This is a genomic window from Perlabentimonas gracilis (assembly GCF_011174675.1).
Lineage (GTDB): Bacteria > Bacteroidota > Bacteroidia > Bacteroidales > Tenuifilaceae > Perlabentimonas > Perlabentimonas gracilis.
The window spans coordinates 36,389-53,295 of the sequence record NZ_JAANIG010000020.1; the positions used below are offsets into that span (position 1 = coordinate 36,389).

The 16,907-nt window shown below is 43.0% G+C and carries 12 protein-coding genes; 8 read left to right on the forward strand and 4 right to left on the reverse strand.

Going from position 1 to position 16,907, the window contains the following annotated elements:
• Position 1 precedes the first annotated feature (1 nt).
• The gene (locus G8O23_RS10070; protein WP_166364376.1) at positions 2 to 2,353 is read right to left on the reverse strand and encodes a penicillin-binding protein 1A; all 2,352 of its coding nucleotides are present in this window, start codon (positions 2,351 to 2,353) and stop codon (positions 2 to 4) included.
• A gap of 398 nt (positions 2,354 to 2,751) precedes the next feature.
• On the opposite strand from G8O23_RS10070, the gene topA reads away from it, so the two are divergent.
• From topA to porN, 7 genes are all read left to right on the forward strand, one after another.
• Positions 2,752 to 5,079, forward strand: a complete 2,328-nt coding sequence (topA, locus tag G8O23_RS10075) for a type I DNA topoisomerase (RefSeq protein WP_166364378.1) — start codon at positions 2,752 to 2,754, stop codon at positions 5,077 to 5,079.
• Positions 5,079 to 6,239, forward strand: a complete 1,161-nt coding sequence (locus G8O23_RS10080) for a formimidoylglutamase (RefSeq protein WP_166364380.1) — start codon at positions 5,079 to 5,081, stop codon at positions 6,237 to 6,239. The genes topA and G8O23_RS10080 overlap by 1 nt, the downstream gene beginning before the upstream one ends.
• Positions 6,240 to 6,452: 213 nt before the next feature.
• The gene (locus tag G8O23_RS10085) at positions 6,453 to 7,382 is read left to right on the forward strand and encodes a PorP/SprF family type IX secretion system membrane protein (protein WP_166364382.1); all 930 of its coding nucleotides are present in this window, start codon (positions 6,453 to 6,455) and stop codon (positions 7,380 to 7,382) included.
• Positions 7,383 to 7,438: 56 nt separating this feature from the next.
• Positions 7,439 to 8,776: a T9SS ring complex lipoprotein PorK/GldK gene (gene porK, locus G8O23_RS10090; RefSeq protein ID WP_166364384.1), complete on the forward strand. Its 1,338-nt coding sequence runs from the start codon at positions 7,439 to 7,441 to the stop codon at positions 8,774 to 8,776.
• Between the two features lie 48 nt (positions 8,777 to 8,824).
• A complete protein-coding gene (gene porL / locus G8O23_RS10095) occupies positions 8,825 to 10,033 on the forward strand; it encodes a type IX secretion system motor protein PorL/GldL (protein ID WP_166364386.1) in 1,209 nt (402 codons plus the stop codon).
• Between the two features lie 22 nt (positions 10,034 to 10,055).
• A complete protein-coding gene (porM, locus tag G8O23_RS10100; RefSeq protein ID WP_166364388.1) occupies positions 10,056 to 11,687 on the forward strand; it encodes a type IX secretion system motor protein PorM/GldM in 1,632 nt (543 codons plus the stop codon).
• 11 nt (positions 11,688 to 11,698) lie between these two features.
• Positions 11,699 to 12,592, forward strand: coding sequence for a type IX secretion system ring subunit PorN/GldN (gene porN / locus G8O23_RS10105; RefSeq protein WP_166364390.1), 894 nt, complete (start codon positions 11,699 to 11,701; stop codon positions 12,590 to 12,592).
• A 62-nt stretch (positions 12,593 to 12,654) separates the two neighbouring features.
• On the opposite strand, the gene G8O23_RS10110 is transcribed toward porN, so the two are convergent.
• From G8O23_RS10110 to G8O23_RS10120, 3 genes are read right to left on the reverse strand one after another with little or no spacing between them, the layout of a single operon-like run.
• Positions 12,655 to 13,746 carry a mannose-1-phosphate guanylyltransferase gene (locus G8O23_RS10110; protein WP_166364392.1) on the reverse strand — a complete coding sequence of 364 codons (1,092 nt, stop codon included), beginning with the start codon at positions 13,744 to 13,746 and terminating at the stop codon, positions 12,655 to 12,657.
• Positions 13,747 to 13,748: 2 nt separating this feature from the next.
• Complete coding sequence (locus tag G8O23_RS10115; RefSeq protein WP_166364394.1) at positions 13,749 to 15,416, reverse strand: AMP-binding protein; 1,668 nt, start codon at positions 15,414 to 15,416, stop codon at positions 13,749 to 13,751.
• A gap of 55 nt (positions 15,417 to 15,471) precedes the next feature.
• A complete protein-coding gene (locus tag G8O23_RS10120; RefSeq protein WP_166364396.1) occupies positions 15,472 to 15,882 on the reverse strand; it encodes a VanZ family protein in 411 nt (136 codons plus the stop codon).
• A 223-nt stretch (positions 15,883 to 16,105) separates the two neighbouring features.
• On the opposite strand from G8O23_RS10120, the gene G8O23_RS10125 reads away from it, so the two are divergent.
• Entirely contained in the window at positions 16,106 to 16,801 is a 696-nt protein-coding gene (locus G8O23_RS10125) for an aspartate/glutamate racemase family protein (RefSeq protein ID WP_166364398.1), read from the forward strand.
• The last annotated feature ends 106 nt before the right edge of the window (positions 16,802 to 16,907 follow it).

Here is a 16,907-nt window from a genome sequence, read left to right on the forward strand (position 1 = left end):
GTTAGAAAAAGTCATCCTCAAAAACCTCAACATTCTTCTGTGAGTTAACCTCTTCGCAATCGAGGTTAACGTCCATCAGCCTAAGAGGCTTATCCCATTCATCGGTTGGGTTTACTCCTAGGCCACCATCATTAAACACCTTCTGCAAGAAAAGCCCAAATATAGGCAACGCCATATTTGCCCCTTGCCCAAGGCTAATGGTTTGAAAGCCAACTGATCGATCTTCTGCGCCAACCCAAACACCTCCAACAAGATTTGGCACCATACCCATGAACCACCCATCGGAGTGGTTATTGGTAGTTCCTGTTTTACCAGCAATTGGGCCTCCGAGGTTATATCGAAACCTCAATCGTCCTCCAGTACCTTGATTTACAACACCCTCAAGCAGGTTTATCATCAGGTAGGCAGTTTGCTCGCTAATGGCTTCACTTCGCTGGGGATGGAAGGTGGCCAGAATATTTCCATTCTTATCCTCAATACGGGTTACCATAAGCGGCTCAACATGAACACCTTTGTTAGCGTAAGTACCATAAGCACCAACCATCTCGAATACGCTTAACTCCGATGTGCCCAGGAATGCTGAAACAACAGGATCTATTCTGCTATTAATACCCATACGTTGGCAAATTTCAACCAGCGCTCTTGGGTTAAATTGCTTCATCAACCAGCCAGATATATTGTTTACTGAGTTGGCCAATCCCCACTTTAGGGTAACCATTCTACCATCGTATTCAGAACGACCAGAGTTTCGGGGGGTCCAAACCGTGTCTGCCATCTGAAAGGTTTGAGGAACATTGGGAACCATATGGCATGGCGAGTACCCTTCTTGCATAGCGAGTGTGTACAAGAAGGGTTTAATGGTAGAGCCCACTTGTCTTTTGCCTTGCCTAACATGGTCGTACTTAAAATGCTTGTAGTTGGGGCCACCTACCCAGGCCTTTACATGGCCAGTCCGAGGATCCATAGCCATAAAGCCAGTCCGCAGTATGCGCTTGTAGTGTTTGATTGAGTCCATTGGTGAAAGCAGGGTATCCCTCTCCCCCTTCCATGTGAATATGGACATGGGCACCTTGGTGTTGAAGTTAGCGTTTATGCTATCCATTGAAACACCTTTGTTTCGCATCACCCTATAACGTTCTGTTTGGCGCATTGCCTGCAGAATAATGCCATCAATTTGCTCGTCAGACAGATCGTCATGAAACAACCTGTAACGTCTAGCCTTTTGCTCAGCATCAAATTCACCTTGCAAATACCCTCCCAAATGCTCCTCAACCGCCTGTTCAGCATACTTTTGCATACGGCTGTTGATGGTTGTGTATATTTTAAGGCCATCGCGATATAGGTTATATGGAGTCCCATCGGGCTTTAGATTTTTGTTGCACCAGCCGTAAAGGGGGTTTGTTTCCCACTGTATTGAGTCCTCCTTGTACTGAGCATATGAGAAGTAAGCGCGAGGGTTGGGTTTCGATCGGGTTAGCAGAATTTGTAATGATCCCCTAAAGTAGGTGGCCAGACCAACGTTGTGGTCTTGCACCCTAAAGTTGAGTTCGATTGGAATTGCCGAAATGGAATCGCGTTCTGCGTCGGTTACAAAGCCATACTTGGCCATTTGTGAAATCACAAAATTTCGACGCGATAGCGACTGGTTCGGATTACGGACCGGGCTGTATCGGGTGGGGGCATTAACAACACCAACTAGCAGGGCCGATTGCTCAACGTTTAGGGAATCTGGGGTTGTGTTGAAGAATGTTTTTGAGGCTGCACGAATTCCATAGGCATTACTTCCGAAGGCAACGGTATTGAGATACATAGCAATTATCTCTTCCTTTGTGTAGTTTCGTTCAAGCTTAACGGCGGTAATCCATTCCTTAAATTTGGTGATGGCCAGGCTTGATTTACGAGCCAATGACGATTTGTAAATCGTTGTGTCTCGTGGGAAAAGATTCTTTGCAAGTTGCTGAGTAATAGTGCTTCCACCACCACTTCGCGATTGTTGAAGCACTAATGTTTTAACGAATACACGGGCAATACTTCGGGCATCAATCCCAGAATGGCTGTGGAATCGAATATCTTCCGTTGCCAGTAAGGCGTTAACTAGGTTTGGTGAAAGGTCGTCGTAGTCAACAAACGTTCTAAATTGAATGTAATAGGAACCGAGCACAACGTGATCCTCTGAGTATACCTCCGAAGCCAAATTGCTCTTAGGATTTTCAAGCTCCTCGAAAGAGGGGAGTGGGCCAAAAAACTCAAGCCCAATGAGCACAAAAAGGCTGATTACAAGTACCCAAACAAATGAAAAAACTCCCCAAAACCAGATTTGAAACTTTTTTCCGAAATTGCTATTGTCTGCCATGCTTAACAAGTGTTTGTTGTGGGTGTAAAGTTAAAAATAAAAATGTATACCCTAATGTTAATAAATATTGATAAGCCAGAGCCCACCGTTTTTGTATATAGTTGAAAATAATCATACCTTATTGTTTGCTAGTTTTAAGCTGCTTTTTACTAAAGCAACTAGCTTATTGTGATGTTTTATCCCCAATATGAGGAAAAAAGAATTAAATTGAACGGTTGAACTTGCTTACCAAAACATTGTCTTTAGTTTTTCGTTATCACTTGCACACCTTTTATATTATGCCCTATGCAAGGATAATAAGGTGTAGGCAGTGAGGCATATTTTTTTAAAAATTTTGTAGTTCGATTCCTAAATGCTTTACTTTGTGCCAATTTTTATACCAACATTAAACACGCCAAATGCTAAAGAATCTAGTCATAGTTGAGTCACCTGCCAAAGCTAAAACCATTGAGAAATTTTTGGGAAAAGATTTTACCGTAAAATCGAGTTTTGGCCACATTCGGGATCTGTCGAAAAAGAAGCTGGGGATTGATCTGGAGAAAAACTACAGGCCAGAGTACGTGGTAAGTAGCGATAAGGGTAAAGTGGTTGATGAGTTAAAAAAGCTATCGAAAGGTGCTGAGACCATTTGGCTAGCTTCCGATGAAGACCGTGAGGGGGAGGCCATTGCATGGCATCTGTCGGAGGTATTAAAGCTTGACGCAAAAAAAACCAAACGTATTGTTTTTCACGAGATAACCAAGCCAGCCATTGAGGCAGCCATAAACAATCCCAGAAGCATTAACAGCAATCTGGTAAATGCACAACAGGCTCGTCGCGTTCTCGACAGGCTAGTGGGTTTCGAGGTTTCTCCCATCCTTTGGAAAAAGGTGAAACCATCGCTATCGGCAGGTAGAGTTCAATCCGTTGCCGTTCGACTAATTGTTGAGCGCGAAAGGGAAATTATTTCCTTTAAGTCCGATAACTTCTATAAGGTTGCAGGGTTGTTTCAGGGTGAAGCAAAGCTTAAAGCGGAGCTAAACTCTCGGATTGGAAACCGTGAAGAGGCACTAAAACTACTTGAGGAGTGCAAGGAGTCTGAATTTACGGTTGCTGATGTAACCAAGAAACCAGCCAAAAAGAGTCCTGCTCCACCCTTTACAACATCTACGCTTCAGCAGGAGGCTAGCAGAAAGCTTAGCTTCTCGGTGGGTCAAACCATGACCATTGCTCAGCGTTTGTACGAGGCCGGGCACATAACCTACATGAGAACAGACTCAGTTAACCTTTCGGCAACGGCTGTAGACTCGGCCAAGGAGGTAATAACTAAAGAGTTTGGCGAGAAGTATCACAAGGCAAGAACCTATAAAACCAAGGCCAAGGGAGCACAGGAAGCCCACGAGGCCATTAGGCCCACCTACCTAAACAAGCAGAAAATCTCGGGCAATTCAGGAGAGCAAAGGCTTTACGAGCTTATCTGGAAGCGAACCGTTGCATCGCAAATGAGTGATGCCTCGCTGGAGAAAACAACGGCTACCATAGATATATCAAAATCGAAAAGTAAGTTTATTGCATCGGGAGAGGTGCTGCTTTTCGAGGGATTTTTGAGGGTATACTTTGAATCATCCGACGATGAGGGAGAAGAAACAGCAAAGGATCTTCTGCCACCGCTAAAAGCAGGCGACAAATTGGATGCTATAGAGATTACCGCAACGGAAAGGTTCACACAACGTCCTCCTCGATACACCGAGGCTAGCCTGGTGAAGAAGCTCGAGGAGTTGGGCATCGGACGGCCATCAACCTATGCACCAACCATATCAACCATTTTGGCCCGCGGATATGTAGTTAAAGACGACCGCGATGGTGTTGATCGTAAATATCAGGTGATTCACCTTAAGAAGGGGCAAATTACCGAGAACCAAAAGGTTGAAGTTCATGGCACCGAAAAGGCTAAGCTGTTTCCAAGCGATATTGGAATGATTGTTAACGACTTTTTGGTTGAACATTTCCCAAAAATTGTGAACTTCAACTTTACGGCTCTAGTTGAAAAAGAGTTCGACGACATAGCCATTGGCAATATGGAGTGGACAACGATGATAGATAGGTTTTACAAGCCATTCCATAAAGATGTGGAGAAAACCCTAAAAGAGTCGGATTATACTAAAGGAGAACGAATTCTGGGAAATGATCCTAAGTCGGGCAAACCGGTTCTGGTTCGTATTGGCCGCTTTGGGCCTATTGCCCAAATAGGCGAGTCGGAGGAAAAGGATGGTGAGAAACCCAAGTTTGCAAGCCTTCTTAAGGGGCAACTTATTGAATCGATAACCCTAGATGAAGCACTTGAACTTTTCAAGTTACCCCGAACTATTGGCGAGTATGAAGAGAAAGAGGTGGTAATTGGTGTAGGGCGGTTTGGCCCTTACGTAAGACATAACTCAAAGTTTGTTTCACTTAAAAAAACCGACGATCCCATAACCATAACCCTGGAAAGAGCCGTTGAGCTTATAGAGGAAGGCCGGCAGAAGGAGCGCGATAAGTACATAAAAGTATTCGAAAACGACCCCGATACCCAAGTGCTAAATGGTCGTTGGGGCCCTTTTATTAAGCACAAAGGCAATAACTATAAAATTCCGAAGGGAACCAATGCCCATGAGTTAACCCACGAGGATTGTATTAAGATTATTGAAAGCCAACCAGCAACCAATGGGAAAAAAGGGAAGACGAGCACCAGAAAAAAATCGAAATAATGAACCTATCGGATTACTTTGATCCTTCAGAAGCACTCCCCAACCCCATGGGGCTAGGAAAAAACGCTTCGGTTTACGGAAGGGTTCAGATTTTAGGCATAAGCAGTAAAGTAACTATAGACGAAACATCCCTAGTTATTTTTGGAGTAACCGAAACTCGCAACTCAAATAATCCGGGTGCAGCACAAAGCGCCGATGCTGTTCGAAGTTTCCTTTACGGACTATCCGGTTCAACAGTAAAACAACCACTTGTTGATTTGGGCAACCTAAAGCAAACAGGCAGTCCAGCAGATACCTATATGGCTACACGCGATGTGTTAGAGTATCTTATGGGTAAAGGCGCAACCTGTGTTGTAATAGGTGGTACACAGGAAATAACCTGGCCGCTTTACCTTGCTGTGACACAAAATGTTCAGCAGCCTAACGTTTCAATTATTGATTACACAATCGATATGGGCAACAACGATGGCGATTTCTCATCGAGTTGCTACATTGATAGGATATTGGCGGACGGTAAAGACCAACTTTTTTCGCTCAATGTGCTTGGATACCAAGGTTACCTTGTAGATAATCATCATATCGATACACTTTCGGCCAGAAACTTCGACCTAATGCGATTGGGCTACGTAAGAGGGGCTATGTCCGAAGTTGAACCTCTGCTTCGCGACTCACATATCATTAGCCTCGATATGGGCTGTATTAAGCAAAGCGACTCTCCTGGAGTTGTGTATCCATCGCCTAATGGTTTCTACTCCGAGGAGATTTGTCAGCTAGCGCGATACTCTGGGGTTAGCTCAAACGCAAAAGTTTTTGGCCTGTTCGAGCTTAATACTCTAAGCGACCCGCATGGTCTTAGCTCTAGCCTTGCGGCTCATATTGTTTGGCACTTTATCGACGGGTATAATGCTCGCCACAAGTACCCCTCGTATTCCTCAAGCGCCCCAAGTATTAAACGGTTTTACATTAAAAGTCCAATACCTAACGTCGAGCTTGTTTTTTTGCAGAATACAATAACCGATGCTTGGTGGTTTGAACTACCACAAACGGCAAAAACAAATGGAAAATCTATTGTGGTAGCCTGTTCGCGGGCCGATTATGAAAAAGCAAGTAAAGGAGATGTTTCCGATAGGTGGATGAGGATTTGGAATAGAATTAGGTAGTATATCTTTCTGAAAACGAGCAACATTAATATTTTTACACAAAAATTATACTAAGAAAGAAACATTATCAATAATTTCGAAGTATAAGCCCAAAGCACACTTTTTTAGCTTATCAACATATAATTGTTAATAAAGTTTGTTAGTAAATATTTTTTTTATTTACTTTACCTATTGGTACAAAGCAACAATAAATTTGGAATAAGGCTATAGTTGATGAGAAAACTTTTAATAACCTTATCGTTGTTCTCTGCTTTAAAATTGATGGCTCAGCAAGATCCTCTGCTAAGCCACAATGTATTTAACCAGATGTCAATTAACCCTGCCTACACTGGAAGTAGCGGGATGATATGTGCTACAGCCATTCACCGCCAGCAGTGGATGAACTTTGGCGAGGGAACTCCCATAACTAGCGTGGTTAACCTCGATGCAGCCATTAATCCCTTTGGTATTTCAAGTGGTATAGGATTAAATGTTGTACAGGATCAGTTTGGATTTAATCAGGATATTGCCGTAGATCTTTCCTATGCCGTTCGATTTAATATCCAAGGGGTGGGTAATTTAGCATTCGGTGTAAATGGAGGGTTTGTCAATAATACTCTCGAACCCGAATGGAACTTCCCCGACACGCAAGGCCCCGACAACAATCTAGTTCCGGTGGGGTCACAAAGCGATATGAATTTTGATTTTGGAGCTGGAATTTACTTTCATAACAACGAGATGTTCTTTGGCGTTTCAGCCACCCACATAAATCAGCCCCAGTTTTTCAAGGAGTACCTGAGTCACTACAGGAGGCATTTCTACTTAACCGGAGGCTATTACCTTCAACTGCCCAACCAAGCTTGGAAGATAAACCCCTCAGTTATAATAAGTACGGATTTGGTGATTAATCATTTAACTGCTGGAATGAACTTTATATACAATAAAAAGTTTTGGGGTGGCGTTTCTTATCGTGTAGGCGAATCGGTTACTGGAATGATAGGTTTGGAGCTGTTCTCCGGATTGAGGATAGGGTATGCCTACGATTTTTCAACCACAGAAATAAGTGGTTTCAATAGCGGTTCACACGAATTATTGTTAGGATACTGCTTTTCACTTAAAAAGGAGCGTGCTCCTGAACAGTACAAAAGCATTAGATTTTTATAGACGAGAAAGAATTTTAAAATATTTTTACGTTATTTGCAATTAATAATCGGAGTGTTATGAGAAATCTTCTTGTATTTATTGTTGTTCTTGCTGCATTATTTAGCAGCTGTGGTCCTGGCCAGAACGGAGAACTAACTGGCGTATCTGGTCGAAGGGGTTACCAAGACCCAACACCCTATGGTATGGTTTTCGTACCTATGGGATCATTCAGGATGGGAAGTGACGATGAGGATATTACCTGGGCCGTTAATGCACCAGCAAGAACCGTTTCTATTGATGCATTTTGGATGGATCAGACAGAAATAACGAACAATCAGTATCGCCAGTTTGTGTATTACGTTCGCGACTCTATTGCTCGCAGGCTTTTGAGCCAGCAAATTGAAGATTTTGCTATCGAAGAGGATGAGTTTGGCAACCCTATTAATCCTCCAGTTCTGGTTTGGGACATACCTATCGACCTTAGGGATGAAGAGCAGCAAGAGATTCTCAACGAGATGTATTACTCCGAAGACGAACGTTTCTACAACCGCAAAGAGATTGACACCAGAAAGTTGAATTATGAGTTCTTCTGGATAGATCTTCAGCAGGCAGCTCAGAAAAAGAACAGGTGGAACTTCGAAACAGGTTCTTACGAAGAGAACGCAGAGATTATTAATCAAATGGGCGTGCCCGTTAGGGTAACTAGCCGTTCCTCATTTATCATAAGGGATAAGGTTAATGTTTACCCCGATACTTTGGCTTGGATTAGCGATTTTAGCTACTCATATAACGAACCATACACAGCTAATTATTTTTGGCACCCATCGTTCGACAACTACCCTGTTGTAGGTGTAAGTTGGAGACAGGCCTACGCATTTACAATCTGGCGTACTCAGTACCTTAACAAGCATTACGCACGGCGAGGTTTACCTCCAGTTCCCGAGTTTAGGCTACCGAATGAGGCTGAGTGGGAATACGCAGCCAGGGGTGGACTCGATCATAGCATGTTCCCCTGGGGTGGCCCTTACACACGAAACTCTGAGGGTTGTTTCTTGGCTAACTTTAAACCATTACGAGGAAATTATGTTGATGATGGTGGGTTTAACACATTACCTGTTGGCAGTTACGAGCCCAATGACTACGGATTGTACGATATGGCTGGAAACGTTGCCGAATGGACAGCAAATGCTTACGACGAAAGCGCATACATCTTTATGCACGATATGAACCCAGACTATAAGTATAATGCAAAGCCAAATGATCCTCCTGCGCTGAAACGGAAAGTTGTACGAGGTGGAAGCTGGAAAGACATTGGTTACTTTCTCCAAGTGGGTGTTCGTACATATGAATATCAAGATAGCGCTAAGACCAATGTCGGTTTTAGATGTGTAAGGACATACACCGGATCTAGGTAAGGCATAATTGAATTTGCGCACTAGCAAAAATTAACCAACTTCATCACAATGGGATTTAATATATCAGAAATAGTTCAAGGGGAAAAATGGAGAAACTTCATGAAGTACCTTTACGCATGGGGTGCAGCACTTGTTCTACTTGGAGCCCTGTTTAAGCTTATGTATTGGCCAGGTGCAGGTACGATGCTTACCATTGGAATGACTACGGAGGTTGTAATCTTCTTCTTTTCAGGATTTGAGCCCCTTCATGACGAGCCCGATTGGACTTTGGTTTACCCTGAACTTGCAGGTATGTCCGACGAAGAAGAACTTCGAAAGTACAGAAAAGGCTCAGGACTCGAGGGGGTTAATGCCGAGGATTTGAAAGAGATTATAACCAGTGTTATGGCAGCAACAGGTGGAGGTGTTGCAGCACAGCCAATCACTTCTGGAGCAGAAGCAAAGGGTGCACCAGTTTATGTTTCCTCAGGCTCAGGTGGATTAGTGTTTTCTGAGAAATTTAATGATATGCTCGAAAAAGCTGAAATTGGCCCCGAACTTTTCGAAAAGATAAGTAAAGGACTTAATAAGCTTAGCGACACCACAACCAAACTCTCTGATATTACTGAAGCGGCTTCGGCCACATCATCCTATACTGAAAACTTGAAAAGAGCCAGCCAATCCATTGAGGGGTTTGTTGAGAGTTATCAGGGAAGTGGGCAGGTACTGAATGAATCAGTGAACATCCTTTCCGAAAGTTTCCAAAAGGTGGCAGGTACTATTTCCGAAAGCGGACAGAATTTCAAAGGCGGCGTAGAGAGATCCGTGGGAAGTCTAGAGAGTCAGCTAACCAATGCTGGCAAAGAAGTGCATGACCGCCTAGTACAATCGGGCAGCGAGGTGGCAAGCCAAATGGGGGCGTCAGCCAATGGTCTTACCACAATCTACACGCAGCTTGCCGAGGCAATGAAGGCTAACGGCGAAATAATTTCGAGCAGCAGTTCGGAGTACCACACTCAGCTCGACCGCCTAAATAAGAATATGGGCGCCCTAAACGCAGCCCATGAGCTTCATCTGCAGGGCACTTCAGAAAAACTTAAGGATTCGCAGCAAGTATATGCTGGTGTGGAGTCAATGATGAAGAAGTTAAATAGCTCCATTGAAGAGACCGAAAAATATGCAGATTCTGTAGCTAAGCTTAACCAGAACATAGCTTCGCTAAATACGGTATATGGCAATATGCTATCTGCTATGAATGTTATGTCGAATAACGCCTAATTTCTTAGATTAACCAAACACTATGGCAGGCGGCAAAGAAACCCCGAGACAAAAGATGATAGGTATGATGTACCTGGTGCTTACGGCGATGCTTGCATTGAACGTATCGGCTACAGTACTTGACGCCTTTGTCTTAGTAGATTCTGGTTTGTCTCAAACCACCAAGAGCTTTACAATCAAGAACGAACGTCTCTATAACCAGATGGAGAGCGCCTATGCGGTGAACCCCACCAAGGTTGAGCCCTGGAAACTGTCTACAGACGAGATCAGGGAGAAGACAAAGGAGATGATTGATTACCTACAGGATCTTAAAGTATTAACCGTTGTAACAGCAGAAAAAGAGGACTCTCCCGCATTATTGGAAGACAACCAGGTAGATGCTGGCAAGATTAGTGGGAAAAGCGATACCAACACCAGTGGACGGATATTTCTTGGATCAGAAGGCGGTGGAAAAGCAACCGATCTGAAGAAGAAAATTGCAGAGTACCGTGAGTTTATGAAAGGATTGGTAGATGAGACGGCAGCTGAGCAACTTATCCTGTCAATTAACAATATTCTTAATACCGACGATCCACCACCATCACCAGACGGAACACCTCATACCTGGGAATCTACGCGGTTCGATCATATCCCCTTGGTTGCCATATTTCCGCAGCTGACAAAGATTCAACTAGATATACTTAACGTTGAAGCTGAAGTTGTAGGTTATCTTCTTCAACAGGTTGATGCAGGTGACTTTAAAGTGAACAAGTTGGATGCCGTTGTTATACCCAAATCGAGTTATATCTTTCAGGGTAATGAGTTTCAGGCAGAGATCTTCCTTGCAGCCTCCGATACAACTCAAGTGCCTCGTATTTTTATTGGAAATTACGAATCGTATACAAACGAACAAGGAGTTGAAGAGTACAGAATGGTTGGTTCGTACGAGGAGATTCCAATAGTTGGTGGTAGAGGGATCTTTAATCAACGATCAAATAGGATAGGTATTAATCGTTGGTCTGGTTTACTCGAGGTTACTGCTCCTGACGGATCGAAACTTAGGAGACCTTTTAACCATGAGTTTGAAGTTGCACAGCCCAACGTAGTGGTGTCGCCTAGCAAGATGAACGTGTTTTACAGGGGTGTAGAAAACCCTGTTGAAATCAGTATCCCCGGTATTTCAATGGACAGGTTGTCTGTTAATGTTGATGGAGGAGGTACCATTCGTAAGATTAGAGATGGGTTCGAAGTAATTCCTGGGAGGGGAAATGTTTGTAATGTTACAGTTTTTGCCGAAATTGAAGGACAACGTCGCAATATGGGTACAAGACAATTTCGTGTTCGCGATGTACCTGACCCAACCGCAGCAGTCCGTAACATAACAGCAAGAATAGTTGATAAGAATGAGCTTGCAGCGTCACTTGCTGTTGAGGCACGAATGCCCATGGGATTTGATTTTGACCTCTCGTTTAATATTACCAGTTTTACAGTAATGGCTACGGTTGGTGGATTTACCAGAACAGCAATATCTAACAGCCAGTTGATTAACGATGAACAACGCCGAATCTTTGAGAGTCTTCGCAGCGGACAAACTGTTAATATCATCGATGTAAAGGCAGTGGGGCCCGACGGAAGAGTTCGCGAATTGAACGACATAGTGTACAGAATACGATAATTTTTTAGATTATGAAAAGAGCAGCAATTTTTCTCGCGTTTAGCGTAGCCTTGGTTTCACTTGCAATTTGTTCAAGTGCACAGGACATTAAGGAGCCCTTAGTGAATGATGGAATATACGAGAGAGAAACAATTAAACAGCGAATCCCTGTTCCTTATCCACACCTTCGTGAGGCAGATATGATGTGGACCAAAAGGGTTTGGAGAATAGTGGACTTACGTCAAAGAATGAACCACCCACTTTACTTCCCCACCACCCGTATGCACGACCGTTCCAGCCTTGTGCAGAGGCTTATGGACGCCATTAAGTACAATGAGATTAATGCATATGATGCAGATGTTGACGATGAGTTCTCTGCACTTATATCGTATGATCAAATACTTACAAAGCTTGATGCAAGAGACCGTGAACGTGCAGACGTTAGCCCAATAACAGGTAGGGATACTATTATTGTTATTCCTGGCTCAATTAACTGGGCTGAGATCAAGCAGCTTGAAATTAAGGAGGAGTGGTATTTCGATAGGCAATACTCCACTATGCACGTGCGAATTATTGGGATATGTCCCATAAGGGTTTATACCCGTATTGCTCAGGGTGCTAGCGACGATGATTTTGAAATGCAAGGCGAAACCCTTCGGTCCAGGTTGTTTTGGGTTTACTACCCCCACGCCCGTTCTATTCTAGCGAATACCGCTGCTTTCAATAGCCAAAATGATGCCCAACGCAATTCATTCGACGATTTGTTTTTCAAAAGACGTTTCAGCTCATATATTGTTGCTGAGTCAAATGTTCATAACAACAGGCGAGTTAACGAGTATGTTTTTGGAGGGCTACCCAATATGCAGGAATCCGAAAGGATTAAGGAAGAAATTTTTAGCTGGGAGCATGATGTTTGGGAGTATTAGACCCAATATACATATAGCAAATAAAGAGGGGGGTGCCATAGCACCCCCCCTCTTTGTATTAGTTAAATATATTCATCTCCTTTATCAAGCAGCACATCGTTTTGGTAGCGTTTAATCTCCTGCTCATGATCCCTTTGGCAAATGAGTAAAACATTATCAGCCTCGGCAATAATGTAATCCTTTAAACCTTGGACAACCACAAGCTTATTTGATGGGACATTTATAATGGAGCCAGTTACATCGTATGTCATTATGTTTGCCCCATGCTTTGCATTATTATTTGAATCCTTGCTAAAGTTCTGATGCATTGAACCCCAAGTGCCGAGATCGGACCAACCAAACTCAGAGCATATTACATAAACATTCTCTGCCTTTTCTAGAACGCCATAGTCAATTGAAATGTTTTTGCACTCTGCATATATATTCTGTACGGCTAACTCTTGATCTGGGGTATCGAGTTTAAGCCCTACCTCACTAAAAAGATTATGAATCTCAGGAAGGTGTTGCTCAAAGGCCTTGCTAATGGACTTGATTGACCAGATAAAAATTCCGGCATTCCAGAAAAACTCTCCGCTATCTAAAAAAACTTTTGCAAGTTCAAGGTTGGGCTTTTCGGTAAAGGTTTTAACCTTGAAAAGGTTAGGTATGCTTTTATCAGCCTTTTTGCAAATTTGAATGTAGCCGTAGCCCGTTTCTGGTCGGTTTGGTTTTATTCCAATGGTAAGGAGAGCATTCTCACGCGAGGCAAATTCGACAGCACTTCTAATCGTATCCACAAACTTATCCTGCTCCAGGATAAGATGGTCACTTGGCGCTACAATAACTACAGCGTTTGGATTGCGCCTGTAAATTACCTGATTTGCATAGGCAATGCAAGGTGCCGTGTTACGGCGCATTGGTTCAACCAAAACTTGACTTGAGTCTAGCTCCGGAAGATGCTCAAGCACAAGATTACGATATTCAGCACCTGTTACTACCACGATATTTTCTGGATTACAGAAACATGTTACTCGTTGGTAGGTTTGTTGAATTAGGGACTTTCCTGTTCCCAGGATATCGAGGAACTGCTTCGGTTTGTTTGAACGGCTTAGAGGCCAAAACCTGCTTCCAATACCTCCTGCCATAATTACACAGTACACGTTTTCTGCACCCATCTCTATGCTTGATTTACTGATTGATAAAGGAATCGCTTAATGCTACGCTTGGGAGTTTTCTCAAACTCCTCGGGATAAAGCTGTACCTTAGCTATTTGGCTATACCCTGGTAGCGACTTGTTTGCCAAGGTCTTGTTATCTTCCATTATTCTTTCTAGATCTACATTTGCATAACCATCCTTATCGGTCGCGTCAAAATCGGGAAAGATAAGTGCTGTTAGCTTGCCGTTTTGTTCAACTACTAACGACTCCTGCACGTAAGGCAGGTTATTTATTATTGCTTCAATCTCTTCGGGATAGATATTTTGCCCGCTAGGCCCCAGCAACATATTTTTGCTTCTTCCTTTGATGTAAAGATACCCATCTTCATCAATCAAACCTAGATCACCGGTCTTTAGCCAACCATCCTTGGTAAACGTTTGCTCTGTTGCCTCTGGGTTTTTGTAGTATCCTAGCATCACGTTTTCACCCTTTACCAGTATTTCACCCACTTCGTTTAGCGGATCGGAAGAATCGATTTTAACCTCCATATTCACCACTGCCTTGCCCGAGGAGAATAGACGTGTAGTTTTCCATGAATCGTAGGTTATTATAGGCCCACACTCGGTCATACCATAACCTACGGTGAATCTAAACCCAATATCCTTAAGGAATGCTTCAACCTCGGGGTTAAAGGCAGCCCCCCCTATAATAACCTCAATGAAGTTGCCTCCAAAAATTGACGAGATTTTCTTACAGATAATTTGCTTAATACGCCTGTCAATTACAGGAACCTTTAGCAGTAGCTTAAGAGATGGTCGCTTAAGGGCCTCAAGAATATTCTTCTTATAAATTTTTTCAATAATTAAAGGAACAGCCAGCACAACCTTAGGCTTGATGGCATCAAAGGCTTCAAGGATGATTTTTGGCGAGGGGTTCCGAGTTAAGAAATGGACATGGCAACCCCTGGTAACCTCGAATAGGAATTCGAAAGCGGCTCCATAGGTGTGGGCTAAGGGTAGGATTGACACCACATTATCGCCAGCGTTAAGAGGGATAACCTCGCTGGCAAAAAGCATATTGCTCCATAGGCTCCGGTAGGGCAGCATTACCCCTTTTGAAAAGCCTGTAGTACCGCTGGTGTAGTTAATTATGCACACATCGTTAGGCGCGGTATCCTGAAAATAGCAAACTTTTTCGGGGGTAAAGCCATCGGGGTATTTCTCTTCAAAAAAGTGATCAACCTGCTCCCTTATCTCTTTAACCGAAAAGGGAGTATTTTCGTGCAGTACATCGAATTTTGATAGGGAGATAATGCACTTCACATGTCGCATTTGCGATTCGTCAAGGTTTTCCCAAATAGGATCACCTATAAACAGAACTACCGAATCGGAATGGTTAACTATATGGTGAACATTATCGGCCTTAAAATCGGGGAGTATTGGAACAATAACGGCACCATAGGTAACCGATGCTAAAAAGGCTACTGCCCAATTTGAGGAGTTACGCCCAATTAGGGCAATTTTATCGCCTTTTGCAATTCCCGTTTTCTCAAATATGGTGTGTATCTTGTCAATCTTTCGGGCAACATCGCTATACTTGAGCGTAACTCCTTTAAAGTCGGTAAAGGCAGGGTGATCCCAGTTTTGCTTTACGCTTTGCTCAATGAGCTTAATGAAACTTTTGTCCATACCGTTATGTGAATTGAAAATAGACGCAAATTTAGTGAAAATAAATTGTTTAGAATTATTTCCAGGGGTCGGTTAAGTTTTCGTGTTTTCGACTAGCACGTTGCAGGCGAGAACGGCACCAAAGACGGGATATTAGTATGCCCAGTGATAGGCCAAACAGGTTGGAGAGAATATCGATGGGGTTAAATGTTCTCGAGGGTGTTAGTATCTGAATAAATTCCGCTCCTAGGGCAAGCAAAGTTGCTATGGTTAGGTAGAAGAACCATTGTTTCGATGTACAGCTAAAGCCCGAAGCGACAAAAGCAAATATTGGTACCACTACAAATGCTAGAGCGTGAAGTATATAGTCGCTGCGGAACTCTATGCTATTTATTTCTACACTTCCAACTCCCATCGAGGGTGAAACCGAAACAGCAATGATTAGTATTGAATATACAGCCAGTATAATGCGGAAAAGGTTCTTCATCTGGCAAAGATATTAGAAATTAAACGTTTATGCTAATTAGGGGTTAACTATGTGCTTTCAGCAGTATAGCATGATTTGTGATAACATTTAAAGCCTAGTCATACGTTCTTTTTTAATACCTTTGATTTTATTTAAGCCAGAAAGGATATTTAAAAACAGAAACCATATCATGGGTAGATGTTTTTATGATGCTTAATCTCAACTATATATTATCAGCAGAACTATGAAAACCATTGGATTTATTGGCGGTATGAGCTGGGAGTCGTCGGTTGTGTACTACGAATTGGCCAACCGTAAGGTTCGCCAAATGCTAGGCGGATTTCACTCGTGCCAAAGCATAATGTACACGGTAGATTTCGACCCCATACAAAAGTTACAGCATGAGGATAGATGGGCTGAACTTGATACGATGATGGCTCAAGCGGCAGTTCGGCTAGAGCGTGCCGGAGCGGATATTATTGTGCTATGCACCAATACTATGCACCTTTGCGAGAAGGCCATAATGAGTAGTATTTCAATTCCATTCCTTCATATAGCCGAGGCAACTGGTCAGGAAATTGCTAAAAGAGGAATAGATACCATTGCTCTTCTGGGTACAAAGTTTACTATGGAGCGCGATTTTTACAAAGGTTACCTGAACGATAAGTTTGGTATAAAAGTGCTTATTCCCAATGATGAGGATAGAAACACGGTGCATAATATTATTTATGGCGAGCTGGTGCAGGGCCAGATAAAACCTGATTCGCGACAAAAGTATGTAGATATAATTGCCAAGCTCGAAGCGCAGGATGCGCAGGGCGTTATACTGGGTTGTACTGAAATTCCTCTACTGATTTCCGATGCCGATGTGAATATCCCCACCTTTAATACAACACAAATTCATGCCGAGAAGGCCGTGGAGTGGGCGTTGAAGCATTAACCTGTAAGAATTAGGTCTGTATTTTTTAACCACACTAAGTGAAAGTTATTGGTGGTTTCGACAGGCTCAACCACCGTTGTTCGCTTTGCTGGTAGCAAGTTGTGTG